The organism is Duganella sp. CT11-25 (genome assembly GCF_047302815.1).
Classification (GTDB): Bacteria; Pseudomonadota; Gammaproteobacteria; order Burkholderiales; family Burkholderiaceae_D; genus Rugamonas.
In genome coordinates this window covers 6,662,058-6,687,358 of record NZ_JBKBFD010000001.1, presented here as the reverse complement: position 1 = coordinate 6,687,358, position 25,301 = coordinate 6,662,058, and the positions used below count along the sequence as shown (strand labels likewise).

The 25,301-nt window shown below is 63.8% G+C and carries 17 protein-coding genes; 4 read left to right on the top strand and 13 right to left on the bottom strand.

Annotated elements, in window-relative coordinates:
• Positions 1-236: 236 nt before the first annotated feature.
• Positions 237-869: a trimeric intracellular cation channel family protein gene (locus ACEN9F_RS29095; protein WP_413427215.1), complete on the top strand. Its 633-nt coding sequence runs from the start codon at positions 237-239 to the stop codon at positions 867-869.
• A gap of 158 nt (positions 870-1,027) precedes the next feature.
• The gene (locus ACEN9F_RS29090; protein WP_413425869.1) at positions 1,028-2,770 is read left to right on the top strand and encodes a rhamnogalacturonan lyase B N-terminal domain-containing protein; all 1,743 of its coding nucleotides are present in this window, start codon (positions 1,028-1,030) and stop codon (positions 2,768-2,770) included.
• Positions 2,771-2,910: 140 nt separating this feature from the next.
• Here the strand turns inward: ACEN9F_RS29090 and ACEN9F_RS29085 are convergent, their stop codons facing one another.
• The 7 genes from ACEN9F_RS29085 to ACEN9F_RS29055 all read right to left on the bottom strand — a co-directional run bounded on the left by ACEN9F_RS29085 (position 2,911) and on the right by ACEN9F_RS29055 (position 15,936).
• Positions 2,911-5,955 carry a TonB-dependent receptor gene (locus ACEN9F_RS29085; protein ID WP_413425867.1) on the bottom strand — a complete coding sequence of 1,015 codons (3,045 nt, stop codon included), beginning with the start codon at positions 5,953-5,955 and terminating at the stop codon, positions 2,911-2,913.
• Positions 5,956-6,024: 69 nt separating this feature from the next.
• On the bottom strand, positions 6,025-7,587 hold the full coding sequence (locus tag ACEN9F_RS29080; RefSeq protein WP_413425865.1) for a tryptophan halogenase family protein: 1,563 nt from the start codon (positions 7,585-7,587) through the stop codon (positions 6,025-6,027).
• Between the two features lie 390 nt (positions 7,588-7,977).
• Positions 7,978-9,405 carry a sulfatase gene (locus ACEN9F_RS29075; protein ID WP_413425863.1) on the bottom strand — a complete coding sequence of 476 codons (1,428 nt, stop codon included), beginning with the start codon at positions 9,403-9,405 and terminating at the stop codon, positions 7,978-7,980.
• Between the two features lie 14 nt (positions 9,406-9,419).
• On the bottom strand, positions 9,420-11,780 hold the full coding sequence (locus tag ACEN9F_RS29070) for a TonB-dependent receptor (protein WP_413425861.1): 2,361 nt from the start codon (positions 11,778-11,780) through the stop codon (positions 9,420-9,422).
• 91 nt (positions 11,781-11,871) lie between these two features.
• Positions 11,872-13,287: an aryl-sulfate sulfotransferase gene (locus tag ACEN9F_RS29065; protein ID WP_413425859.1), complete on the bottom strand. Its 1,416-nt coding sequence runs from the start codon at positions 13,285-13,287 to the stop codon at positions 11,872-11,874.
• 139 nt (positions 13,288-13,426) lie between these two features.
• Positions 13,427-13,765 carry a P-II family nitrogen regulator gene (locus ACEN9F_RS29060; RefSeq protein WP_020705920.1) on the bottom strand — a complete coding sequence of 113 codons (339 nt, stop codon included), beginning with the start codon at positions 13,763-13,765 and terminating at the stop codon, positions 13,427-13,429.
• A 116-nt stretch (positions 13,766-13,881) separates the two neighbouring features.
• Entirely contained in the window at positions 13,882-15,936 is a 2,055-nt protein-coding gene (locus tag ACEN9F_RS29055; RefSeq protein ID WP_413425856.1) for an NAD(+) synthase, read from the bottom strand.
• 124 nt (positions 15,937-16,060) lie between these two features.
• Here ACEN9F_RS29055 and ACEN9F_RS29050 point away from each other — a divergent pair, with 124 nt between their 5' ends.
• A complete protein-coding gene (locus ACEN9F_RS29050; RefSeq protein ID WP_413425854.1) occupies positions 16,061-17,188 on the top strand; it encodes a GNAT family N-acetyltransferase in 1,128 nt (375 codons plus the stop codon).
• A gap of 163 nt (positions 17,189-17,351) precedes the next feature.
• The gene (locus tag ACEN9F_RS29045) at positions 17,352-17,990 is read left to right on the top strand and encodes a Crp/Fnr family transcriptional regulator (RefSeq protein ID WP_413425852.1); all 639 of its coding nucleotides are present in this window, start codon (positions 17,352-17,354) and stop codon (positions 17,988-17,990) included.
• 41 nt (positions 17,991-18,031) lie between these two features.
• On the opposite strand, the gene ppa is transcribed toward ACEN9F_RS29045, so the two are convergent.
• From ppa to hemC, 6 genes are all read right to left on the bottom strand, one after another.
• Positions 18,032-18,574 carry an inorganic diphosphatase gene (ppa, locus tag ACEN9F_RS29040; RefSeq protein ID WP_413425850.1) on the bottom strand — a complete coding sequence of 181 codons (543 nt, stop codon included), beginning with the start codon at positions 18,572-18,574 and terminating at the stop codon, positions 18,032-18,034.
• A 153-nt stretch (positions 18,575-18,727) separates the two neighbouring features.
• Positions 18,728-20,923 carry an OsmC domain/YcaO domain-containing protein gene (locus tag ACEN9F_RS29035; protein WP_413425848.1) on the bottom strand — a complete coding sequence of 732 codons (2,196 nt, stop codon included), beginning with the start codon at positions 20,921-20,923 and terminating at the stop codon, positions 18,728-18,730.
• A 100-nt stretch (positions 20,924-21,023) separates the two neighbouring features.
• Positions 21,024-22,220, bottom strand: a complete 1,197-nt coding sequence (locus tag ACEN9F_RS29030; protein WP_413425846.1) for a heme biosynthesis protein HemY — start codon at positions 22,218-22,220, stop codon at positions 21,024-21,026.
• 2 nt (positions 22,221-22,222) lie between these two features.
• Positions 22,223-23,371, bottom strand: coding sequence for a uroporphyrinogen-III C-methyltransferase (locus tag ACEN9F_RS29025; protein WP_413425844.1), 1,149 nt, complete (start codon positions 23,369-23,371; stop codon positions 22,223-22,225).
• The gene (locus tag ACEN9F_RS29020) at positions 23,368-24,171 is read right to left on the bottom strand and encodes a uroporphyrinogen-III synthase (RefSeq protein ID WP_413425842.1); all 804 of its coding nucleotides are present in this window, start codon (positions 24,169-24,171) and stop codon (positions 23,368-23,370) included. The genes ACEN9F_RS29025 and ACEN9F_RS29020 overlap by 4 nt, the downstream gene beginning before the upstream one ends.
• 7 nt (positions 24,172-24,178) lie before the next feature.
• Positions 24,179-25,210, bottom strand: a complete 1,032-nt coding sequence (hemC, locus tag ACEN9F_RS29015) for a hydroxymethylbilane synthase (protein WP_413425840.1) — start codon at positions 25,208-25,210, stop codon at positions 24,179-24,181.
• Positions 25,211-25,301: the final 91 nt, after the last annotated feature.

The window sequence follows — 25,301 nt, the reverse complement described above, 5'->3', positions numbered from 1 at the left end:
ATCACCCCGTGCGAAAAATGCGCAAATTTTTATCGTCCTGCCCCGCCAGATGTCGTAATTCAGCACCTTGCAAAGAAATAGCTAGACACTTAGATAAGTTATCGTTAGCATCCGACAAGTTGCGGCGGACTCTGCGGCGGCATGCGCCTGGCAAACATTAATCGAATGCAACAGATCTACACGTGGACGGTTTGGCATGTTAACCTATGTGCATCACCAACTTGTCCAACGCCTACATGAAGATTGTCCCGGTCCATGCCTCCCTCGTCACCATCATTGAGGTCGTGGCGATTCTGGTCGGCGCCTTTTCAGGATTCGTGGAAGCGCGCCGCAAGCGCATGGACCTGGTCGGCGTGTTCACGGTGGCCTTCATCACCGCCTTCGGCGGCGGCACGCTGCGCGACATCCTGCTCGACAAGCGGCCGCTGTTCTGGGTCATGCACCAGGAATACGCGATCCTGATCTTCGTGCTGGCGCTGATCGCCGTGCCGCTGATGCGCACGCTGCGCCAGATCCTGTCCGAACGCCTGATCGTGATCGCCGACGCCATCGGCCTCGGCCTGTTCGCCGTGGCCGGCGTGTCGCAGGCCCAAGCCGCGCACATGCCGCTGTTCATCGCCTCGATGATGGGCGTGATCACCGGCATCTTCGGCGGCGTGCTGCGCGATATCGTCTGCAACGAAGTGCCGATGGTGTTCCGCGACGGCAAACCCTACGCCATCTGCGCCTTCTTCGGCTGCTGGATGTACATCGGACTGCAATACACCGACGTCTCCGACGATTTCGCGCTGTGGGCCAGCGCCGCCTTCATCACCGTGGTCCGGCTGGTGACCTGGAAATTCGACCTGCGCATCGGCAACCACCGCTGATCCGATATCCGCGGCGGCATCGTTCCGCCCGCATCGATATCCAAAAACTTAAATTTTAATCAACAGCATGATTAATTATTAATTGTTGCGTTCACCCCATATAAGGCCGCGCCGCTTGCAGTGATACTCCTCGGACAACAACACAACGAGGAGATCCCATGTACCAGCCCCTGCGGAGTGCCCTGCTCCCTGCTATCGCCGCAACCGCCGCCATGCTGGCCGGCTGCGGCGGCGACAGCACCGCCCCCGAACAAACATCCGCCAGCGCCATGCTGCTCAAGGCGGGCGGCGCGCAGCTGGCGGCGGCCGGCGGCTTCGGCCTGACCGAAGACGCCGACTTCTACACGGTCGACACCGGCGCCGGCCTGGTGTTCAAGATACGGCGGCTCGACAACGGCGTCAGCACGCAATCGGCCGGCGACATCGCTTCCATGATCTACAACGGCGTGCAGTACCAGGACCAGGCGCGCGGCACGCAGCTCAACTCCGGCTTCGACTACCTGTACAAGAATACCTCCGCCGTCGGCGTCGCCGCCACCACCGTCGGCACCGACTACGTCAAGGTCACCGTGCAGGCCGGCGCGCTGACCCACTACTACCTGGCCAAGAAAGGCGAGCCCAATATCTACATGGGCACTTACTTCACCAGCGAGCCGGACACGCTGAACCTGGCGCGCTTCATCGTCCGCGTGCCGATCGCCGCGCTGCCCGACGGCCCGGTCCCGTCCGACATCCGCAACAACACCGGCGCCATCGAGTCGGGCGACATCTTCGGCCTGGCCAACGGCGAAACCCGCTCCAAGCACTATTCCGGCATGCGCCTGAAAGATTGGCGTTACATCGGCGCCACCAGCGCCAGCGCCGGCCTGTGGATACTGCGCGATAACAACGAGGGCAATTCCGGCGGCCCGTTCTACCGCAGCCTGCTGAACCAGGGCACCGACACCACCCAGGAGCTGACCTACATCATCAACTATGGCGAGGGCCAGACCGAAGCCTTCCGCCCGGGCATCCTCAACAGCTACACGCTGGCCTTCACCAACGGCGCGGCGCCTGGCGCGGTCGATACCGCGTGGTTCGGCGCCATGGGATTGACCGGCTATGTGGCGCCGAATGCGCGCGGCGCCGTGGCCGGCGTCGGCATCGCCGGACGCGACGGCAGTCACACCTACACCGTCGGCTTTGCCAATGCGACCGCGCAGTACTGGGTGGACGCCGACGCCGCCGACGGCCATTTCTACAGCACCGGCATGCTGCCCGGCACCTACACGATGAAGATCTACAAGAACGAGCTGGCGGTCGATACGCGCACGGTGACCGTCACGGCCGGCACCGCCAGCGCGCTCAACACCATCAGCATCGCCGGCGACCCGAGCGCCGTCACGCCGCTGTGGCGCATCGGCGACTGGGATGGCTCGCCGGCCGAATTCCTCAACGGCGACAAGGTGAGCACCATGCATCCGTCCGACGTGCGCATGGCGACGTGGACGCCGGGCGACTACACGGTCGGCACATCCAGCGCGGCAACCGGCTTCCCGGCCTACCAGTGGAAGGATGTGAACGGCAACATCGTGGTGCGCTTCAACCTGGCGGCGAACCAGATCGCGCCGCTGACGCTGCGCATCGGCATCACCGTGGCGTTTGCGGGCGGCCGTCCCAAGCCGCAGCTCAATGGCTGGATTCCGGCCAATCCGGCGGCGTCGACCCAGCCCGGCACGCGCACGCTCACCGTCGGCAACTATCGCGGCAACAACACCCTGTACACCTACGACATCCCGGCCAGCGAACTGGTGGTGGGGCAAAACGTGCTGACGCTGACGGCCATCAGCGGCTCCAGCGGCGTGCGCTTCCTCAGCCCAGGCTATTCGTACGACGCGATCGACCTCATCCCTACTCCATGAAGAACAGGAAAACAATCTCGATGAATTTGGCCGCCGCAGCGGCAATGGCGACGGCGGAGCGTGTTGAAAAAAAACCGCCGCCGGGGCTTTGTGGGCCCGGGCGGCGGTGGGTGTCGATATAGCTTAAACCTGTCTGTTCATCAGAACGAGTACTGTGCCAGCAGGGTGTAGCGCGGGCCGCTCATGAAGACCTGGCGGGTGAAGTCGCCCGCGTGCTGCTCCATGATCTGGCGCGTGTACGAGTTCGTCAGGTTGGTCCCTTCCAGGCCGACACGGAACTTGTCCGTGAAGTCATAGAAGATCGACGCATCCACCTGGCCGTACGCCGCCTGGTACAGCGGCAGACCAAAGGCCTGATCGTTGTTGGTGGTCGGGATCAGGTACCTGCTCGCATCGGCGGCCGGATTCGTGTTCAGGCCGTTGTTGCCGCGGCTGCCCCACTGGTTCACGCCCAGCAGGTAGCGCGAGCGCCAGTTGTAGGCCAGGCGCATCGACAGGCCATGCTGCTCGTACATGAGCGCGAAGTTAACCGTGTTACGCGACAGGCCCTGCAGCGGAGTCTTGCCGAACGCACGCGCATCGGTATCGCAGCCGTTGATGCTCAGGTTGAAGTTGGATGAGGCATCGTTACCCGAGCACCATGCTTCATACACCGGGTCTTTCAGCGTGCGCTCGCTCTTCACGTAGGTCCAGCTTGCCTGGGTGCCGATGCCGCGCAGCCAGTCGGGCACGAAATCGTAGTACTGCTGGTGGGCGATCTCGAAACCGCGGGCATAGCCCTTGGCACCGTTGACCGGACCGGTGACCACGAACGTCTGCGGCTTGCCGGTGGTGTCCGTTGCCGTGTACCCGTAGTTCTTCGTGATGACGATGTCCTTGAGGTCCTTGTTGAACAAGGAGAACGTCAGCGAACCGGCCTTGGCGAAGTACCACTCGGCGGTCAGGTCGACGTTGGTCGACGTGGTCGGCTTCAGCAGCGGGTTGCCGTCGCTGGTGCCGGTCAGGCTGGTGCCGTCGAACCGCACCGCAGTCGCATTGCCGGAGGCGTCCTTGGTGACGGTCTGCAGGTGCGTGGCGCTCAGCGTGGTCTGTACCTGGAGCTGGTTGAAGTCCGGACGCGCCATGGCCTTGGCCGCCGCAAAGCGGAACTGCAGTTCGTTGCTGGCCTTCATGCGCAGGTTCAGGCTCGGCAGCCAATTGTCGTACGAATTGCTGAACGACTGCGCCTGCGCGAACTGCGCGATGTTGATCAGTTTGTCCTGGCCGGTCACGGGGGCGCCGGCGGGGATGGAGGGGATGGACGGCGGCGTGTACGCGACGTAACCGCTGCCGGCGCTCCTGGTCCTCACGTAGCGGATGCCGACGTTGCCGTCGATCGGGTACTTGAGCTCATCCCAGCCGAAGCGCAGTTGCGTGTAGGCGGCGCGGGTCTTCTCGGTCTGCGTGTTGGTGGCGGCAGGGTCGTTGAAGGTCGCCGGCTTCCACGGATCGCAGGTCGAGCCTTTTTCGGCGCACAGGACATCGTGGTAGGCGTGGATCTTGCTCCATTGGTCAGGGAAACCGCGCACCGTTGCCGCGTCCGCGAACAGCATCGGCGGCAGGTTGTATTTGCCGCCGAAGAAGTTGTCGATCGTCTGCAGCGAAGCGCCGCCGGCGAAGCGCGGATCGCTCAGGCGGGCAACGCCGTTGATCTGCCAGCCTTCCATCCACGGGAAGGTGATCGCCTGCCAGTTGTAGAACTTCTGGGCCTTGTGGTTTTCGCCTTCGCGGTCGGCCATGCGGACGCCGAAGCGGATGTCGCGCAGCACCGGGTCGTCGAACGAGAACTTGACGTCGGATTTCCACGCTTTCTGGGTGGCCTTGGCGCGGTCCAGCGCTTCCTGGGTATAGGCCCAGTAGTAGTTTTTCGGGTCGGCCATGTAGGCCGCCGAACCGAGGCCGATCTGCGGAACCGTGCCGGTCATATCCATGGTCTGGTTCGGCAGGATGAAGCCGGTCGATACGTCGGCGTCGAAGCCCTCGGTGGTCGAACGCACATGCTGGAAGTCGTTGGTCCAGCTCAGGGACGGCGAGATGCGCCATTGGACGTTCAGGGCGATGTCGCGGGTGCCGGATTCACGCGTGTTGATACGCTGCGAGCTGTTGAACGGCGAACCGCCATAGGTCGGGTTCGAGATCGTGCCGCTCTGGAACGCGCCATTGCTGTCGAAGACCGAGTTGGAGCTGGCAACCTGCTGGTACCACTTGTCTTCGGACGAGGCCACCACGTGCTCGTCCAGGTCTTCCTTGTAGCGGGTCTTGAAGTAGGTCAGCCCGGCCGTCAGGTCTTTGTTCGGCCGCCACTGCAGGGCCGCGTAGTCGCCGCGGCGGGTGCGGTCGAAGTCCTGCGAGCGATAGCCGACCCCCAGCGGAATCCATTGCGTCTTGTTGCGGTCGTACTTGGCCGGGTCGGTGGAGTTCACGTGCGGGAAGTACGGATCGACGCCCACGCCGTCCGACCGGCTGGGGCTCTTCGCATGGGCGAAATTGACCAGGGCGCCGAATTCGCCGAAGTCCGTGGCCCAGCGGTTCGACAGCAGGATGTTGCCCGTCGGGGAAGGTTTGCCCTCGCGCAGCGTGGAATAGGATTCCGACACGCCCATCATCCCCTTGAAGCCCTTGTAGTCGAACGGCATGGCGGTGCGCAGATTGACCAGGCCGGCGACAGCGCCTTCGACCTGTTCCGCGGACGGATTCTTGTAGACATCAACGCCGGCCATCAGTTCCGGCGCCACGTCGGCGAAACCGAGCGAGCGGCCGCCGCCGGCGGAGAACGCGTCGCGGCCGTTGATTTCCGAACGCACGTACGTCAGGCCGCGCACCGACACGCCGGAGCCCTCGACCGATTGGCGGTTCGGGTCGCCCGCCATGTTGCGGTCGATGGTGACGCCGGCGATACGCTGCAGCACCTCGGTGACCGAACGGTCCGGCAGCTTGCCGATGTCTTCGGCGACGATCGAATCGACGACTTCGTCGGCGTCCTGCTTGAGTTTTTGTGCGGATTGCAGCGCGGCGCGCTGGCCGCTCACCACCACGACAGTCCCGGGGTTGGTGGCCTCTGCCGTTTGGGCCCATGCCGGGCTGGTGTGCAACACGACAAGCTGTGCGACCGCAGCGGCGATCGCCGTTTTTTGTAACTTATTCAATTGTCTCTCTCCCTCTTATAGGTGTTTTTTGTATTCCATAATTCATAACGCAAGTGCTCGTTGGAAAGTTCATGCCTCCATAAGTTTGTGATTGGGTGAAACGCCCGCCGCCGCCTGGCCCGCGACATAGGCGCCGTGATCCGGCATCCGCGTCACTGCCTGTGCGATCATGCTGCGCAGTTCGGCGAAGTGGCCGTGCACCGCGCGGATGTCGACGCGGTCGGCCAGCGGGTCGTAGCGCTTCGGCACCACGCCGAGGCCCATCATCATCGCCACGAACGAGGGCTCGGCGAAGCCGCCGCGATCGACGATCGCCACGCGCCCGGTCTCGCGGAACAGCTCGATCTGGTGGCGCAGCGAATCCGGGATCGCCATGTTGGCGCAGTAGCGCCAGAATTCCGAATCGTCGCGCTTGGTCAGCTTGTAGTGCAGGATGATGAAGTCGCGCACCGATTCGTAACGGATGCCCATGACGCGGTTGAATTCGTCGGCCAGCTCAGGGCGGCAATCGCGGTCCGGGAACAGTTCGAGCAGCTTGCCCACCGCCGTTTCGATCAGGTTGATGCTGGTCGATTCCAGCGGCTCGACGAAGCCCGCCGACAGGCCGATCGCGACCACGTTCTTGACCCAGGACTTGCGCCGCCGCCCGGTGACGAAGCGTATCTGGCGCGGCTCGTCCAGCGCGGCGCCGTCGAGGCCGTCGAGCAGCACGCGGCGCGCCCGCTCGTCGCTGGTGAAGCCATTGCTGTACACGTGGCCATTGCCGGTGCGATGCTGCAGCGGGATACGCCAGAGCCAGCCGGCTTCCTTCGCGGTGGAGCGGGTGTAGGGCGTCAGCTGCGGCACCGAGGCGCAGGGCACGGCCAGCGCGCTGTTGCAGGGCAGATACTCGCTCCAGTCCTCGTAGCCCGCCTTCAGCGCGCCTTCGATCAGCAGGCCGCGGAAGCCCGAGCAGTCGATGAACAGGTCGCCTTCGACGCGGCGGCCGTCGCGCAGCTTCACGGCGGTGACGAAGCCGCTCTCCGGATGCTGCTCGACATCGACGACCATGCCCTCGATGCGCCGGACGCCGCGCGCCACGGCGTAGTCGCGCAGATACTTGGCGTACAGGCTGGCGTCGAAATGGAAACCGTAGGAATAAGCGTCGGTCATGCCGGGCGTTTCCTCATTCGGGGGGATGAACTTGCCGTGGCGCGCCATGACCGAGGGCATCGACCAGTTCTCCAGATCCGGCATGTTGTTGAAAGCCTGCGCCAGGCGCAGCCAGTGCTGGTGCGCGCCGAAGCCGGCCAGCGGCGGGCCGAAATCGCCGAAGGCGTGGAAGAAGCGATTGCCGACGTGGCCCCAGTCCTTGAATTCGATGCCCAGCTTGAAACTGGCCTGTGTCTTGCTGACAAAGTCGGCGCCATCCAGGCCCAGCGCTTCGTTGTAGATGCGGATCGTGGGCAGGGTCGCCTCGCCGACGCCGATGGTGCCGATCTCGGGCGATTCCACCAGGGTTACCTCGCAGGGCTGGGTGGGGTGGCGCGCCAGGCGCTGGGCCAGCGGCGCCGCCGTCATCCAGCCTGCGGTGCCGCCGCCCACGATGACGATCCTGCGGATCGCGTCGCCATGCGTGTCATTGCTGCTCATCTCGTCTCCTGTCATCGTTTTTTTTGCGCGCATGGACGCCCCAGCTGTAGCTGTAGCTGTTATGCCAGCCTGGGTATCAAGCGCTTAGGATTTGTTCAGGTTGGACCAACCATGACAACGTTTTCATCTTTCTTTGCAGAAAGGGATGTTTGTGCATATGCCCAGGACAGGACGAGTTGGGGCGCAGCCATGGCAATGGCCGTTTCTTGTAGCGTTCTCAATTGCATGTCTCCCGTTTTTATATATCCGGCCGCTTGTGCCAGTAATCGAAAGCTAACATTAATTCGAACGCCGAACAAATACCATTTTCGTAAATGTGGTTGTTTAACCGCACCCGCTAAACACAGGGACCTAAAACAAAACCTCGCCGTAGCGAGGTTCTATTAAACTTTAATCGGGGATTCTTCCCGCTGGCGAAACTCCATACCGGTCGGCCTGGACATTTCCGCTCACACCGTGGGTGCGCACATCGGGGCTAATTGGCAACATCTCCTTATCCCACGCCTCCCATTGCGCCTTGAGTTGCGTGAAGACTTCGGGATGACGCTTGGCCAGGTTGGCCCGTTCGCGCTGATCCTTGACCACGTCGAACAGGAATTCGTTGCCGCCGATTTTCAGGTATTTCCAGTTGCCGGAGCGAATGGCGCGCTGGGCGTTGGCCTTGTAGCGCCACAACAGCGTGCGCTCGTTGTTCTTGGCCTGCCCCAACAGCACCGGCAGCAGGTTCTGGCCATCGCTCGGGAAAGCGGCATCCGGCGCGCCGCCGGCGGCGGCCAGCAGGGTCGGCAGCCAGTCCATGGAAATGGCCACCTGATCGCTCACCTGCCCTGCCGTCACCTTGGCCGGCCAGCGCAAGATGGCCGGCACGCGGATGCCGCCTTCCAGCAGCTCGGTCTTTTGCCCGGTCAGCGGCCAGGTTTTCGAGAAGCGCTCGCCGCCGTTGTCGCTGGTGAAGATGACGATGGTGTTCTCGGCCAGGCCCTTCTCGTCCAGCGCCTTGAGCACGCGGCCGATCGACGCATCCAGCGATTCGACCATGCGGCCGTAGGTGGCCAGGTCGCCGCCGTCGTAATGGAAGATGTTGTCGATGTCGCGCGAGACCGCCTCGTCGCCCGGCCCCTCCCACGGCCAGTGCGGCGCAGTGTAGTGCAGCGACAGCAGGAAGGGCTTGCCGGCCTGCTGCTTCTGCACGAAGTCCACCGCGCGCGCGCCCAGCAAATCCGTGTAATAGCCGATCTGCCGCACCGGCACCTCGCCTTCGTACAGGTCTTCCTTGACGTTGGGGCCGACGCCCGGCTTGTGCGTGAAGTAGTCGATGGCGCCGCCGTAGTTGCCGAAGAAGCTGTCGTAGCCGCTTTTCAGCGGGCCGAAGGTCGGCAGGTAGCCCAGGTGCCACTTGCCGATCAGCGCCGTGCCGTAGCCGTTTTTCTTCAGCAGCGACGGCAGCGTCGGATGCGTGCGTGGCAGGCCGAGGGTGTCGGAGGCGCCGGCGATCGGCTCTTCCAGGCCGCCGCGCAGGCGGTACTGGTAGCGACCCGTGATCAGCGCGAAGCGCGTGGCCGAGCACACCGCCGAGTTGGCGTAGGCCTGCGTGAAGCGGATGCCCTGCGCGGCCAGCTTGTCCAGGTGCGGCGTCTTGAAATCGGTCTGGCCGTAGACGCCGAGGTCGGCGTGGCCCAGGTCGTCGGCCAGGATGAAGATGATGTTCGGCTGCTCCTTGCCGGCGGCCAGGGCGCCCGGCAAAGCGCCGGCCAGCGCCAGCGCCGGCAGGGTTTTGAGGATGCGGCGGCGGGCGTTGTTGGTCGTTGAGTCGCTCATGTCTTGGTCTCCAATCAGAAATCTGCGCGGGCGGTCAGGCCCACGGTGCGTGGCGTGCCGATCACGGCGTTGTAGGCGCCGAAGCTGGAATTCCAGGTGCTGGTGTAGTACAGCTTGTCGAACGCGTTCTTGGCCCATACCGAGACGTCCCACTTGGCGCCGCCCGCTTTCAGGCGCACGCCGGCCGACAGGTTGGTCAGGCTGTAGGCGGGTATGCGCGAGTATTCCGACGCATCCAGCGTGCCATAAACGCCGCTGCGATAGGAATAATTGGCGCCGAGGTAGCCTTCCACCTGGTCGGCGACCGCGTGCGCGTACTGCGCGTTCAGGCTGCCGGTCCAGCGCGGCGCGTTGACCAGCGCGTGGCGGCCGGACAGGTTGCACGAGGTCGCGGCAATCTCCGGCGGGCACGGCGCGTTGGTGTACTTGAGGTATTTGATATCGTTGAACGCGCCGTTGGCGCCCAGCGAGAAACCGCGCGCCAGCAGGAAGGTGGTTTCCAGTTCCGCGCCGCGGCTGCGGACGTCGCCGGCGTTGGTGATGTACGAAGTGCTGGTGGCCGCATCGTAGCCATTGTTCTGGTAGCCGCGCACGATGTTGGCGAACACGCTGGCGTTGATCTGCGCGCGCCGCTCGAACAGGTTGCTCTTGATGCCGAGCTCGATGTTATTGGCCTTCTCGTTGTTGACCTTGAGCGAATTCACGCCCGCCGCGCCGGGTACCGTCAGGTTGATGCCGCCCGATTTCTCGCCGTGCGACAGGCTGGTGAAGGCCAGCACGTCGGTATCGATCTTGTAGGCCAGCGTCAGCAGCGCCGATGGGCTGAGGTTGTTCAGGCGCACATCGCCGGAATCGAACACGCCGTAGCGGGCGTTGCGCGAGGCCAGCGCCGCGCCGGTGACCACCGCGCCGCCGGTCGGCGCGTAGCGGATCTCGTAGGCGCGCTTGTCTTCATAGGTGGCGCGCAGGCCGCCGGTCAGGTCCCATTTCGGGTCGATGTGCCAGATCGACTGGCCGAACAAGGCGTAGCTGTTGACGCGCAGGTGGCCATCCGCCAGGCTGGTGAGATTGCTCCAGGCACCGGCCGGGGTGCCGTTGAACTTGTCCGCCAGCGGGCCGTTGTAGGTGAAGTTGGTGTTGTCCAGGTTCTGGTAGTAGTAATACGCGCCGACCACGGATTCCACCGCGCGGCCCTGCGGCGTCGCCAGCCGCAGCTCCTGCGTGAACTGGCGGTGGCGGGTCAACGCGCCGACGTTCAAGGTCACGGGCACGTCGAGGCCGTCGTCGTTGCGCGGCGTGAAGTCCCAGAAGCGGTAGGCGCTGATGGCGGTAAACTTGTAGTCGTTGTCCAGCTTCCAGTTGGCTTCGGCCGACAGGCCGCCCTGATGCACGCTCACATGCGAGCCGTTGTCCAGGTTGACCTGGTGTTGCGCGGAATCGGCGATCGGGTGACCGCCGACCAGCGCGGCCTGGGTCAGGAATTTGCCGCTGGGGCCTGCGTTGTAGAACAGCAGCGTGCCGTTGTTGGAATCCTCGCTGTTGTAGTCGGCGATCACGCGCGCGCTGAAGCTGGCGTCCGGCTCGAACAGCAGCTGGGCGCGGAAGCCCTCGCGGTCGCCGCCCTGCACCGATTTGCCGTTGTAGATGTTGGTGATGTAGCCGCCTTCATGCGTCTTGTAGACCGACAGGCGGCCCGCCAGCGTGTCCGAAAAGGCGCCGGAGATGCTGGCCTTGCCCTGTGCATAGTGGTCCTGGCCGACCGACAGCGAGGCGCTGTTCTCGCTGCGGAAGGTCGGCTGCCTGGTGGTGATGTTGAGCACGCCGGCGGTGGTGTTCTTGCCGAACAGCGTGCCTTGCGGGCCGCGCAGCAGTTCCAGTTGCTGGACGTCGAGCGCGTCGAACGCGGCCATGCCGGGACGGGCCAGGTAGACGTTGTCCAGGTACAGGCCGACGCTGCCTTCGAGGCCGTCGCTGGCGGTGTTGTTGCCCAGGCCGCGCACGGCAAAGCTCAGCTGGCGGGCGTGCACGAAGTTGACCGTGGTGCTGGGCAACAGCTGCTGCAGGTCCTGCACGCGGTAGATGCGGTTGTCTTCCAGGCTCTTGGCGTCCAGCACGCTCATCGTGGTCGGCACGCTTTGCGAGGTTTCGTTGCGGCGGCGGGTGGCGACGGTGACGCGGGCGATGACTTCCAGCGAAGCATCGGCGGCGCCGGCGGTGTTTGCGCCGGCGCCGGACTGTTGCGCCTCGTCGGCGGCGACGCCGGACACCGCTGAGACGCCCAGCGCGGCGGCGTTTTGTGCGTGGGCTGCCGGCACGGCGGCCAGCAGGAGTCCGTAGGCCGCGGCGACGGCGGCGGCGAGTTTGTTCTGTTGCATATAGGTTCCGTGTAGAAAAACGGGCGTGAGCCGCCCCGCACGCCGGCGTGAAGGCCGGCGCGTTCTTGGTTTTATAGAGAGGTGCTTGCGCTTAGTTCGTGGCTACGCGGAATTTTCCCGGCTCCGGCGGCGTGACCGCTTTTTCGGAGCGCGGCGTGCCTTCGGGCACCCAGTTGTACGGCACCGGTTGGGCGCGGTACAACCAATTACTCAGCACCGGCTTGCCGGCGCCGGCGACCGGCGTCGGCGCGAAGTACGGGCTGACGTATTCCCAGGCGATGGCGCCCTGGTGCGTGACCTGGAAGATGCGGCCGTTCATGCCTTCATCGATCAGGGTGTTACCGTTGGGCAGGCGGCGCGCGCTGCTGATGAAGGAGCTGTAGAAACTCCACTCGGGGCCATTCGAATCGCCACCCGTGTATTCCCACACGATCTGCTTCTTGACCGGGTCGATCTCCAGCACGCGCGAACGCGGCTGCACGCCGACGCTGACGCGCGGATAGCCGGCCTCGCCCTGGTTGTCGAACACCAGGAGATTGCCGGCGCCAGGCAGGCCGGGCTCGATCAGGTGGGCGTCATGCTGGCCGATGATCTGGTCGACTGGCCGCGGCAACACACGCGGGCCGCGCACCTGCGCCGGATAATCCGGCCCCAGGTTCCACACTACCTTGCCGGTCTTCTTGTCGAGGATGACGATGAAGTTGGCCTCGCGCGAATCGATCAGGATGTTCTCGGGATGGAAGCGCTGGTCGCCGGCATCGAACCAGCGGTTCGGGCCCAGCACCGACATATTGTTGATGTGCAGGTAGTCGAACGGCGCGGCCTTGCCGCGCGGCGAGTAGCCATCCTTGACCAGCTTCAGCGACGCCGGCGAGAAGCCGAATTCGTCCAGGTGTTCGGACGCCACCCATTTCCAGACGACGTCGCCCTGCTTGCTCACTTCGTAGATCACATCGTCCAGCACTTGCGGCGCGGCGAAGCCTTTGACCGGATGCACCAGGTTGGCCAGCACCAGCGTATTGCCGTTCGGCAGACGGCGCCAGTCGTGGTGCTGCTTGGCGCTGCCGCCCGGCACTTGGGCCGGCGCCTTGCCCTCGACCGGCGCCGCGTACGCATCCTGCGCAGCGCCGGCCGCGCCCCATTGCCAGACCACGTTGCTATCCCAGTCCAACTCGCCGATCGCCTGGTTGCGCAGGCCGTTGCCCTCGTTCGAGGTGCCGGTCACGCTGGCCAGCTGCACCAGCACGTTGCCGCGCTTGCCGCCGGTCAGCGCCGGGTCCAGCAACACCGGCGGGAAACCTTCCGCGTCCCAGCGGTGCACCTCGTTGCCGTTCATGTCGATCAGATGGGTTTTCTTGTCCTGGCCACTGAAGATCACATAGCTGTTGTAGGCGGTGGCGGTGTCATAACGGGTGACGCCGGTGGGATAGACGCTGGGCGCGGCGCGCAGATTGGCGGCGATGGACAGCAGGGACAGGGCGACGATTTGATAGGCATGCTTGGTCATGACACGGGCTCTCAGTGGATGGACAGTCCGTCTATATTACTAATCCACCTAGAAAACTCGAACTAATATAACCAAGCAAGGATATGAAAAAAATGCCGGATCAACCGGCATTTTCAACTAAGGCGAAAAAGCAGCTAGCTTAGACCGCCTCTGCGCCGGTTTCGCCGGTACGGATGCGTATCACCTGCTCGACGTTCTGCACGAAGATCTTGCCGTCGCCGATCTTGCCGGTGCGGGCAGCCTTGATGATGGCGTCCACGACTTGTTCGGCCACGCCGTCGTCGACCACGACTTCGACTTTCACTTTCGGCAGGAAGTCGACCACGTACTCGGCACCGCGATACAGCTCGGTATGACCTTTCTGACGGCCGAAGCCTTTAACTTCAGTAACGGTCAAGCCGGTGACATTGACCTCAGCCAGCGCTTCGCGCACTTCGTCCAATTTGAACGGCTTGATCACAGCGGTAATCTGTTTCATGACTTCTCCTTATGTAAATCGAAAATCTGTAGCCGGGCGAACCGCTAGCCATCCATCATATTGTAATCGACGTGCAGGCGCTGTCCATCAACGTCTGCGTATCGACGCTAAATCCTTTAATCCTGCACCGGAATGGAGCGTAATTCTTCCAACCATACAACGCTTTGCGCATCGCTCGGCGCGCGCCAGTCGCCGCGCGGCGACAAGGAGCCGCCGCTGCCCACCTTCGGTGCGTTCGGCACGCAGCTGCGCTTGAACTGGCTGGTGCGGAAGAAGCGGTCCAGGAAGATGCCCAGGTTCTGCTTGATCGCCGCCAGGTCGTACTGGTTGCGGGTGACGTGGTCGCCGTCCGGCCAGCGGCCCTGCTCCTTGTCCTTCCAGGCCGTGTGCGACAGGAAGGCCACCTTGGACGGCGCGAAGCCGAAGCGCAGCACGTAGTACAGGTTGAAGTCCTGCAGCTCGTACGGGCCGATGGTGCTCTCGGTGCGCTGCTCCGGCTGGCCGTCCGCCGTGCCCGGCACCAGCTCGGGGCTGATCTCGGTGGCCAGGATGTTGAGCAGCACCTGCGCGTCGTTGCGGCCGATCACGCCGGACTCGGCGACCCAGCGCACCAGGTGCGAGATCAGCGTCTTCGGCACGCTGGCGTTGACGTTGTAGTGCGACATGTGATCGCCCACGCCGTAGGTGCACCAGCCCAGCGCCAGCTCGCTCAGGTCGCCGGTGCCGACCACCAGCGCGCCGTGGTGGTTCGCCAGGCGGAACAGGTGGTTGGTGCGTTCGCCGGCCTGGACGTTTTCAAACGTGATGTCGTATTGTTCCTTGCCCTCGGAATAAGGATGGTTCAGGTCCTTGAGCATCTGGATGCAGCTCGGGCGGATATCGATTTCCTGCGCCGCGCAGCCGACCAGCTTCATCAGCGCGTGCGCCTGGTCCAGCGTGCGCTCGCTGGTGGCGAAGCCGGGCATGGTGTAGGCCAGGATGTTGGTGCGCGGCAGCTTGAGCTTGTCCATCACGCGCGCGCAGACCAGCAGCGCGTGCGTCGAATCGAGGCCGCCGGAGACGCCGATCACGACCTTCTTCAAGCCGCTGCTGGTCAGGCGCTGCGCCAGTGCCTGCACCTGGATGTTGTAGACCTCGTTGCAGCGGTCGTCGCGGCGGCGCGCATCGGCCGGCACGTAAGGGAAGCGTTCGACGCAGCGCTTCAGCGCCAGCGTCTGCTCGCGCTCGATCTCCAGCTGGAAGAACACGGTGCGGAACTTGCCCACCTCGCCGGCATGGCGCTGCACCGATTGCGCGAAGGTGTTCATGCGCATGCGTTCGCGCGACAGGCGCTCGAGGTCGATGTCGGCAAAGGTCAGCGTCGGCTCGTCGACGAAGCGCCTGGCCTCGGCCAGCAGCTCGCCGTTTTCGCAGATCACGCCCTGCCCGTCCCACGCCAGGTCGGTGGTCGATTCGCCGCCGCCGGCCGAGGTGTACAGATAGGCCGCGATACAGCGCGCCGATTGCTGCGACACCAGCTGGTTGCGGTAGCCGGCCTTGCCGACCAGCGCGTTCGAGGCCGACAGGTTGACCAGCACGGTGGCGCCGGCCAGCGCCGCGAACGACGACGGCGGAATCGGCACCCACACGTCTTCGCAGATCTCGACGTGGAATTTGAACAGCGGCATGTCGGCCACCTCGAACAGCAGGCCGGAGCCGAACTGCACGCGCTCGCCCAGCAGGTCGATCTCGGTGGCGACCGCGTAGTCGCCGCTGCTGAACTGGCGCGCATCGTAGAACTCGCCGTAGTTGGGCAGGTAGCTCTTCGGCACCACGCCCTGGATCTGGCCGCCGGCGATCACCACCGCGCAGTTGTACAGCTGGTGCTCGACGCGCAGCGGCGCGCCGACCACGATCGCCATCTTCCAGTCCGCCGAGGCGGCGACGATGGCGTCCAGCGCATCGAGGCAGCCGTCCAGCAAGGCGCGCTGGTGGAACAGGTCGTCGCAGGTGTAGGCCGACAGCCCCAGTTCGGGAAACGCCACCAGCGCCGCGCCCTGCGCCGCGGCCTGTTCGGCCAGCGCGATGGTCTGTTCGGCGTTGTAGGCCGGATCGGCGATGCGGCACACCGGCGCGGCGATGGCGACGCGGGCGAAGTCGTGCGTGTACAGATTGAAGAAGTTCGAGGCCATGGGAAGTCTTTCGGACGCGCGAGGAACAAAATCGAATTATCGCACGGGGATCGCCATTCTTGCCGCCAACGAAACATCGCCAGATAAGCTAGACTTGCGGCTATATCAAAGGCTGGAGGCAGGCGTGGCAGAAGCGGAGTTTTCGATCATCGATTCACTGGACAGCGTGGCGCCGGAGCAATGGCAGGCGCTGGCCGGCGACAACCCGACGCTGGCCTACGCCTTCCTGCACGCGCTGCACGAGACCGGCTGCGCATCCGACCGCACCGGCTGGTCGCCGCGCTACCTGGTGCTGCATCGCGACGGCGTGCTGCACGCCGCCATGCCGCTGTACCTCAAGGAGCACAGCCGCGGCGAATACGTGTTCGACCACGCCTGGGCCGACGCCTTCCATCGGCACGGCGTGCCCTACTATCCCAAGCTGCTGTCGGCCGTGCCGTTCACGCCGGTGACCGGCGGCCGGCTGCTGGCGCGCACGCAGGAAGACCGCCGCTTGCTGGCGCGCGCCGCGCTGCAGGTGGCCAGGCAGCTGGGCACCTCGTCGCTGCACATCCTGTTCCCCGACGAGCAGGACAAGCAAGCCCTGGCCGACGCCGGCTTCATGCTGCGCGAAGGCGTGCAGTTCCATTGGGACAATCCCGGCTATGCGGATTTCGACGCCTTCCTCGCCAGCCTCAAGATGGACAAGCGCAAGAAGATCCGCCAGGACCGCCGCCGCGTGCTCGATGCCGGCGTGACGTTCGAACACCTGGCCGGCCGCGAGATCACGACCGAGGTGCTGCGCTTCTTCTACAGCTGCTACGTATCGACCTACGAGGCGCACTACTCCAAGCCCTACCTGTCGCGGAAGTTCTTCGAGCGCCTGCTGGCGCAGGTGCCGGACAGCCTGATGATCGTGCTGGCCAGGCGCGAAGGCCAGCCGGTCGCGGTGGCGCTGAATCTGGTCGGCGGCAACATCATGTACGGCCGCTACTGGGGCACGCGGGAATTCATCTCCGGCCTGCACTTCGAAACCTGCTACGTGCAATCGATCGACTACTGCATCCGGCATGGCATAGACCGCTTTGAAGGCGGCGCGCAGGGCGTCCACAAGATGTCGCGCGGCCTGGTGCCGACGCCGACCTGGTCCGCGCACTGGGTGGCGGACGAGCGTTTCGCCGACGCCATCGCCGATTTCCTGGCCCAGGAAACGGCGGCCATGGACGACTACATCGACGAACTGGCCGAGCACGTGCCGTTCAAGACCAGCTAAACGAAAGATTCCATAGAAAGCGCATCTTTCGATCCGGCGTTAGAATGGTATCGGTACCAACTATCTACCTTCGGATGAAACCAGTTTGCTTCACAGCAATTTCAATCGGGCCTATACTCTATGCCCCTTGGGATGGTTTTCTAGGAACGTGGCAAAACAAAGCATGAATGCAGATTTTATAAAACAACGTAACCGCTTCAAATCCGCCACGATGAAGCGTATCGACGTCAGCGAAGAGTCGTACAGCAATGTGACCGACCTGCTGGCGACCATCGCCAAGCCTTTTCACGTGCGCAAGGGCGAGTACCTGCAGCGGGCCGGCGTGCCGGCCACCCAGGTGCACTGGCTGGCCAGCGGCGTCGCGCGCAGCGGCTTCTTCAATCGCGACGGCGTCGAGATGACCTTGCGCTTTTACCGCGAGGGCGAATCGGCCACCACGCTGACCGACCTGATCAACGGTGAGACCGGCCAGCCGTCGGTGCAGTTCCTGGTCGCCGAGACGCCCATCCATGGCTTCACGCTGGAGTGGAAGGCGGCTTGCGAACTGCGCGCGCAGCATGAGGTGATGCAGCACTATCACCTGAATATCGCCATGCACGGCTTGCAGCGCCTGGCGCAGCGCGCCTACACCAACGGCGAGACCTCGGCGCACGAGCGGCTGGCGGCGTTCCGCGAAGAGTATCCGGGACTGGAGGCGCGCATCTCGCAGCGCGCCATCGCCTCCTACCTGGGCATCACGCCGCAATACATGTCGCGGCTGCGGCGCGAGGCCGAGGCCGCGTCCGGCGAACCGCGCGAATAAAAAAAAAGCCCCTTGCGGGGCTTTTTGCCTGGCGGCGCCGATTACGCTGCCGGGGCTTCTTTTTGGTAGGAGGCGACGCCGTTCAGGATTTCCTTCTTGGCTTCTTCCGGGCCATACCAGCCGTCGATCTTGACCCATTTGCCTTTTTCCAGGTCTTTGTAGTGCTCGAAGAAGTGCTGGATCTGGCGCAGGCGCAGTTCGTTCAAGTCTTCCGGCTTCTGCCAGTGGCTGTAGATCGACAGGACCTTGTCGACCGGCACGGCCAGGACTTTGGCGTCTTCACCGGATTCGTCGGTCATTTTCAGCACGCCGATAGGACGGCAGCGCACCACCACGCCCGGGATCAGCGGGAACGGGGTGATCACCAGCACGTCGACCGGGTCGCCGTCGTCGGACAGGGTGTTCGGCACGTAGCCGTAGTTGCATGGGTAGTGCATCGCGGTGCCCATGAAACGATCGACGAAGATCGCGCCCGATTCCTTGTCAACTTCATACTTGATCGGATCGGCGTTCATCGGGATTTCGATGATGACGTTGAAATCGTTAGGCAAATCTTTGCCAGCAGACACTTTATTCAAGCTCATGGGGTTTCCTCGTGGAGTGCTATCGAATGTTTAACCGCGTAATTATAGCGAAGTACAGGCCGCTTGTGCAGCGCAGCAGCGCAAATGCGCACGCCAAGCCCTCCGGCTCAGCGCACGCCCGCAGGCGGCCGGCCGCAACCGTTGCAAAATAAGCTAGGACGCCGCGTTGGCCCGCGCGATGTGCAATTTCTTGTAGCTGTCGACCAGGCGCTGGTGCCTGTCGAGCCCTTCCAGCTTCATGCTGGTCGGCGTCAAGCCGAAGAAGCGCACGCTGCCGTCCACCGAGCCCATCACCGCGTCCATCCGGGGATTGCCATACATGCGGCGGAAATTGACCACGTAGTCGTCCAGTTCCAGGTCGTCGTCCAGCGCCACCTCCAGCACCACATTCAAGGCCTGGTAGAACAATCTGCGCTCGACCGTGTTGTCGTTGTACTGCAGGAAGGCGCCCACCAGCTCATGCGCCTCCTCCAATTGCTGCAAGGCGAGATGAATCAGCAGCTTCAACTCCAGCACCGTCAGCTGGCCCCAGTCCGTATTCTCGTCAAATTCGATGCCGATCAATGTGGCGATATCGCCGTACTCATCCAGCTCGCTGTTCTCCAGGCGATCCAGCAGCGCTTCCAGGCTGGCGTCGTCCAGGCGATGCAGGTTCAAGATATCGGCGCGGAACAACAGCGCTTTGTTGGTGTTATCCCAGATCAAATCTTCTACCGGATACACTTCCGAATAACCCGGCACCAGGATCCGGCAGGCGGTCGCCCCCAGCTGGTCATACACCGCCATGTAGGCTTCCTTGCCCAGGTCTTCGAGGATGCCGAACAAGGTCGCCGCTTCCTCGGCATTGGAGTTCTCGCCATTGCCGGAGAAGTCCCACTCGACAAAATCGTAGTCGGCTTTGGCGCTGAAGAAGCGCCACGACACGATACCGCTGGAGTCGATGAAGTGTTCGACAAAGTTATTGGGCTCCGTCACGGCCTCACTGGCAAAGGTCGGCGGCGGCAAATCGTTCAAGCCTTCAAAGCTGCGCCCCTGCAGCAATTCCGTCAGACTACGTTCCAGCGCCACCTCGAAGCTCGGGTGCGCGCCGAACGAGGCGAACACGCCGCCCGTGCGCGGGTTCATCAAGGTCACGCACATCACCGGGTACACCCCGCCCAGCGACGCATCCTTCACCAGCACCGGAAAGCCCTGCTCTTCCAGTCCCTGGATGCCGGCCAGGATGCCGGGGTATTTCGCCAGCACTTCCTGCGGCACATCGGGCAAGGCGATTTCGCCTTCCAGGATTTCACGCTTGACCGCCCGCTCGAAAATCTCCGACAGACATTGCACCTGCGCCTCGACCAGCGTGTTGCCGGCACTCATGCCATTGCTGACGTAGAGGTTCTCGACCAGGTTGGACGGGAAGTACACCACCTCGCCGTCCGACTGCCGCACATACGGCAGCGAGCAGATGCCGCGCTGCACATTGCCGGAATTGGTATCGACCAGATGCGAGCCGCGCAGCTCGCCGTCGGCATTGTAGATGCGCAGGCAGTACGCATCCAGGATCTCAGCCGGCAGCGCATCCTTGCGGCCAGGCTTGAACCAGCGCTCGTTCGGGTAATGGACAAACGCCGCGTCGGCGATGTCCTCGCCCCAAAACGCACCGGCATAGAAATGGTTGTTGTTCAACCGCTCGATATACTCGCCCAACGCCGACGCCAGCGCGCTTTCCTTGGTCGCGCCCTTGCCATTGGTGAAACACATCGGCGAGTGGGCGTCGCGGATATGCAGCGACCACACATTGGGAACGATATTGCGCCACGAAGCGATTTCAATCTTGATGCCCAAGGCCGCCAGGACGCCCGACATATTGGCGATGGTTTGCTCCAGCGGCAGATCCTTGCCGGCGATATAGGTGCTGGCGTCGGCAGCCGGATTCACCATCAGCAGGGCCTGCGCGTCGGCGTCCAGATTCGCCACCTCTTCAATCACAAACTCGGGCCCGGCCTGCACCACTTTCTTCACCGTGCAACGGTCGATGGAGCGCAAGATGCCCTGGCGGTCCTTGGCGGAGATATCCTCCGGCAGCTCGACCTGGATCTTGAAAATCTGCTGGTAGCGGTTTTCCGGATCGACAATATTATTCTGCGACAGGCGGATATTCTCGGTGGGGATGTTGCGCGTTACGCAATACAACTTGACGAAGTAAGCCGCGCACAAGGCCGATGAAGCCAGGAAGTAATCGAAAGGACCGGGCGCCGAGCCATCGCCCTTATAGCGGATAGGCTGGTCGGCCACCACCGTGAAATCATCGAACTTGGCTTCAAGACGAAGCTTATCGAGAAAGTTGACCTTAATTTCCATGTGAGAATTCCAAAATAGCGCTCAAAATTGATGTAGCCGGTATTATCCGTTGTTTTAGCCGTGCCCATAAAAAAACCCGTCGCTGGGACGGGTTCCGGTTTTACAGGATAGTGGCCAGCGCGCACTGTCGGTAGTGATTCCCCGCCTCTTCCCCCTGCCCCAGCGCCTCGTGCATCTGCGCCAGCTTCAGGTGCGATTCGCGCACCATGCGCGGGTCGGAGGCATCCGACAGCGCCTGCTCCAGGAAGCGCTGGGCCTTGCCCCACAGCTTCTGCTTCAGGCACAGCGAACCCAGGGTCAGCGCCAGTTCGGCGTCGGTCGGACGCGCGTGCATCCACTTCTCGCAATGCTCGATCTGCACCAGCAAGGCGGCCGAGCCGGCCGGCGCCGCCGCTTCGCGGTAGGCGCGCACCACGCGGTCGTCCCAGTCGGCGGCCAGCGATTCTTCCGCCACCAGGCGCGCTTCGTCATGCAGGCCGCGCGCGTTGAGCGCGGTGGCGGCGCGGCACGCCACGTAAGGCTTGATGCGGTCGCCGTTCGGCACGGTCGACCACACGCGCAGCAGCGATTCGGCATCGTGGCCGCTGTCGGACAGCATGTCGTCATAAGCCAGCTCGCGCAGGCGCGACGACAGCGCGGGATGCAGCGCGCGGTGCTTGTCCAGCGAACGCACCAGGCGCAGCACTTCCGGCCAGTTCTTGGCTTGCTGCTGCGCTTTCAAGGACATCTGCAATGCGTGGATGTGGCGGGTGCCGCTGGCGTTCAGTTCGCGCACCGCTTCCAGCGCCGCTTCCGGCTGATGGTCGTCGACCAGCAATTCGGTCATCGTCATCAGGCGCGCGGTCTTCATGACGTTGTCGTCGCCGATGCGGGCCAGCCAGTTGTCGCGGCGCGGGCCCTGGCGCATGCGGTGCGCGGCGCGGGCGCCGATCAGCGCGGCGACGCCGGCGTTTTCCGGCAGCTCGGCGGCGCGCATCGCGGCTTTTTCGGCATGGCCGAAGCGGCCCTCGAACAACGCCTTCAGCGCTTCGCGCAAGCCCTTGTTGCCGTCGCGCTCGCGCTTGTGCTGGCGGTAGGCGGCAACCTTGCCCGGCATTTTGACGGTGGCGCGGAAGGCGCGTATCACCGCGTACAGGAAGACGAACAACGCCGCCATCAGCACCACGAAAAAGTTCAGCGACAGGTCGATCCGGTGCGGCGGGTAGAACAGCACCACATTGCCCGGATTGAAACGCGCCGTCACGGCGATGCCGATGGCCGCGGCCATCAATGCGACTATCCAAAGAAATAAACGCATGACTATGGCTTCGCTTTGTAGTTGCGCACAGCATTCAGGCTGTCGGACAGGGTCGGCATCTCGATCGCGAGATTGCTGCTCTGCACCTGACGCAGCAGCGCCTGCACGGTCTGGGTGGATTTGGCGCGGGTGTCGAAATACTTGACCAGCGCTTCCTGCGCCGCGATCAGGTCGGCGCGGAACGCCGTTTCATTGCGCGACAACAGGGCCATGCGGGCGTTCAGCAAACGCAGCTTGAGGTTCTCGCGCAGGAAGTAAGCCTGCGTCGGCGACAGCATCAGCGCGTCCGGCGTTGCCACGCTGCGCACGCGGATCAGCTGGCGGACGTCGGTCCACATCTCGCTGCTCCAGCCGTTCCAGGTGTCCTGCACGGCCAGCAGCCATGGGCTGGTCGGCTGCGGCGCCGGCACCGGCTTGCCGTCCTTGCCGGCGGCCTTGGCCCTGGTTTTCTTTTCAGGCGGCGCCGGCAGCGTCGGCTTTTCGTCCGACAGCATCGGCAGCAAGTCGATCTGGGCGATCACGCTATCCAGGCGCAAGGCCACGCCCACCGAATCCACGCTCGGCAGGGCCTTGAGTTTTTCCGTGTCGCGGCCGATGGCGCGGCGGATCGTGATGAATTGCGGCTTGTCCGAACGAGACAGGCTGCGGTCGGCGTTCTGCAGCGCGATCAGCGCGCCCGGCACGTTGCCGGCCAGTTGCAGCTGCTGGCTGGCGGTCGACAGCACTTGTTCGATCTCCGTCAGCGCCCACTCGTCGCGGTTCTTCGACAAGTCCTGGTACAGCTGTTCCAGCGCCAGTTGCTGGCTCTGGGCTTCCTGCTGCTTGTTTTCCAGCAGGCCGACCTTGGCTTGCAGCTCCTTGCTGGTCTCCTGCACCGAGCGCGCCAGCGTGCCGGTTTCGGCATTGATGGCGTCGCCCTTTTGCAGGCGCAGCGCGATCTCTTCGCGCAGCTTGCGGACCTGGTTGTGCGACGACCAGGTCTGGCCGGCCAGCAAGATCGTCAGGACGACGATACCGACCAGCAGCATTTGCGGCTGCTGGAGGGTGTCGAGCAAACTGGGCTCTGGCTGCGGCGGGGTTGGCGCAGGCGGGGTCTCGTTAGCTTTGGCGGTCGAGACGGTGGGATCGGGTAATGTAGGCAAATCGTTCATAGGCATGATTGTAACGCGGCCAGCAGGCGTTCGTCGCCTGATCCGGTGAGCGTCAGTCTTGAAAATCCTAAATTATTTGCCGTTTCGGCAATTCGGGCATGTGGAACGATCAAATGCTGTTGTTGCATCAATACAACGCTATTCTGCTGCACTGCATCAAAATATTCATCAGGGTACTGAATGTCCAGCTTGGCCAGCAAATCGCACAGGCCGCGCAAGGCTTCGGAACTGGTGATGATCCAGTCGTTTTGCTGCGACAGCAAACGCCGCAGCGTGGCGGCCAGGGCCGGCGTCAGCGGCGGCACCGAACGCCGGTAGGCCGGCACCACGTCGACCACGGCGCCGGCCGCGCGCAGGCCGTCGGCCATCAGTTCGCGTCCGCTTTCGCCACGGATGATCAGTACCGGCCGTCCCTTCAGGGCCGCCAGGTCCAGCGTTTGCAGCAGGTGCTCGGAATCGCTGTGGGCGCTGTCGGCCGGGCTGACGATGTCGACCGTGTCGGGCGTGACGCCGTGCTGGGCCAGCGCGCTGCGGCTGCCCTCGCCCAGCACCGCCAGCGTGACGCCGGCCGGCCATTGCTGAATATAAGCGAAGGCGGCGTCGATGGCGTTGGGCGAGACGAAGGCCACCAGGGCGTAATCCGCGAGCCTGGCCAGGGCGGCCCGCAGCGGCGCGCTATCGGCCAGCGGCGCGATGTCCAGCAGCGGCAACAGCTCGACCTCGCGGCCCAGCGCGGCAACACGGCTTGCCAGCGGCCGCGCTTGGGCCAGGGGACGGGTGATGACGACGGCGCCGGGCATCCTCTGGTCAGGCGTCCGCGGCGGGTTTGGCGGCGTCGGCGGCCAGCGTGGCCGAACGGACGTCGGCCTCGGCTTGCGCCGCTTCGCTCAGGCAGGCGGAGAGGATGTCGACCGCGTCCTGCGCGCGCAGCAGCTCGGCCACTTGCGCGCCCAGCGCTTCCGGATCGGCGGCCGCGCCGCGCACTTCGGCACTGGCCATGCGGGTGCCGTCCGGCGTGGCGACCATCGCCCGCAGGTGCATCTGGCCGCCGTCGACGGTGGCGAACGCGGCCAGCGGCACCTGGCAGCTGCCGCCGAAGACCTTGGAAACCTTGCGCTCGGCCGTGACGGCTTGCCAGGTGGCTTCATGGTTCAGCGGCGCCAGGATGGCCATCAGGTCGATGCCGTCGTCGCGCTCGGCGATCTCGACCGCCATCGCGCCCTGCCCCGCAGCCGGCAGGCTGCTGGCCGGGTCCAGGTGCGCGCGGATGCGCTGCGGCAGACCCAGGCGGATCAGGCCGGCGGCGGCCAGGATGATGGCCGCGTAGTCGCCACGGTCCAGCTTGCCCAAGCGGGTATCGAGGTTGCCGCGCAACGGTTTGATGACCAGGTGCGGATAGCGCGCCGCGATCAAGGCCTGGCGGCGCAGGCTACTGGTGCCGACCACGGCGCCGTCCGGCAAGTCGTCCAGCGAGGCATAGTCGTTGGAAACGAAGGCGTCGCGCGGGTCCTCGCGCTCCAGCACGGCGGCCAAAGCGAATCCTTCCGGCAACTCCATCGGCACATCCTTGAGCGAATGCACGGCCAGGTCGGCGCGGCCTTCGGCCATCGCCACCTCCAGTTCCTTGACAAACAAGCCCTTGCCGCCGACTTTGGACAGGGTGCGATCCAAAATTTGATCGCCTTTTGTCGACATTCCTACAATTCTGACATCGCACTGCGGATATAATAATGTCAAGCGGGCGCGTACATGCTCTGCCTGCCACATGGCAAGGCGGCTTTCACGCGAAGCGATCACCAAGGTGGACGGAGGATTTTGTAGTAATTCCGATATTTTCAAAACCAGTTCTTTCGCTGTAGCTGACGCTCACCGGCGCAGGCCAGTAACACGCGCGTGTTTTAAGATCACAAATTTTATCACGCTCACCTTC

Bases quoted from the DNA above. Each gene is read 5' to 3' on its own strand.
- ACEN9F_RS29095 (WP_413427215.1), top strand. From the start codon at position 237: ATGAAGATTGTCCCGGTCCATGCCTCCCTCGTCACCATCATTGAGGTC.
- ACEN9F_RS29090 (WP_413425869.1), top strand. From the start codon at position 1,028: ATGTACCAGCCCCTGCGGAGTGCCCTGCTCCCTGCTATCGCCGCAACC.
- ACEN9F_RS29080 (WP_413425865.1), bottom strand. From the start codon at position 7,587: ATGAGCAGCAATGACACGCATGGCGACGCGATCCGCAGGATCGTCATC.
- ACEN9F_RS29075 (WP_413425863.1), bottom strand. From the start codon at position 9,405: ATGAGCGACTCAACGACCAACAACGCCCGCCGCCGCATCCTCAAAACC.
- ACEN9F_RS29070 (WP_413425861.1), bottom strand. From the start codon at position 11,780: ATGCAACAGAACAAACTCGCCGCCGCCGTCGCCGCGGCCTACGGACTC.
- ACEN9F_RS29065 (WP_413425859.1), bottom strand. From the start codon at position 13,287: ATGACCAAGCATGCCTATCAAATCGTCGCCCTGTCCCTGCTGTCCATC.
- ACEN9F_RS29060 (WP_020705920.1), bottom strand. From the start codon at position 13,765: ATGAAACAGATTACCGCTGTGATCAAGCCGTTCAAATTGGACGAAGTG.
- ACEN9F_RS29055 (WP_413425856.1), bottom strand. From the start codon at position 15,936: ATGGCCTCGAACTTCTTCAATCTGTACACGCACGACTTCGCCCGCGTC.
- ACEN9F_RS29045 (WP_413425852.1), top strand. From the start codon at position 17,352: ATGAATGCAGATTTTATAAAACAACGTAACCGCTTCAAATCCGCCACG.
- ppa (WP_413425850.1), bottom strand. From the start codon at position 18,574: ATGAGCTTGAATAAAGTGTCTGCTGGCAAAGATTTGCCTAACGATTTC.
- ACEN9F_RS29035 (WP_413425848.1), bottom strand. From the start codon at position 20,923: ATGGAAATTAAGGTCAACTTTCTCGATAAGCTTCGTCTTGAAGCCAAG.
- ACEN9F_RS29030 (WP_413425846.1), bottom strand. From the start codon at position 22,220: ATGCGTTTATTTCTTTGGATAGTCGCATTGATGGCCGCGGCCATCGGC.
- ACEN9F_RS29025 (WP_413425844.1), bottom strand. From the start codon at position 23,371: ATGAACGATTTGCCTACATTACCCGATCCCACCGTCTCGACCGCCAAA.
- ACEN9F_RS29020 (WP_413425842.1), bottom strand. From the start codon at position 24,171: ATGCCCGGCGCCGTCGTCATCACCCGTCCCCTGGCCCAAGCGCGGCCG.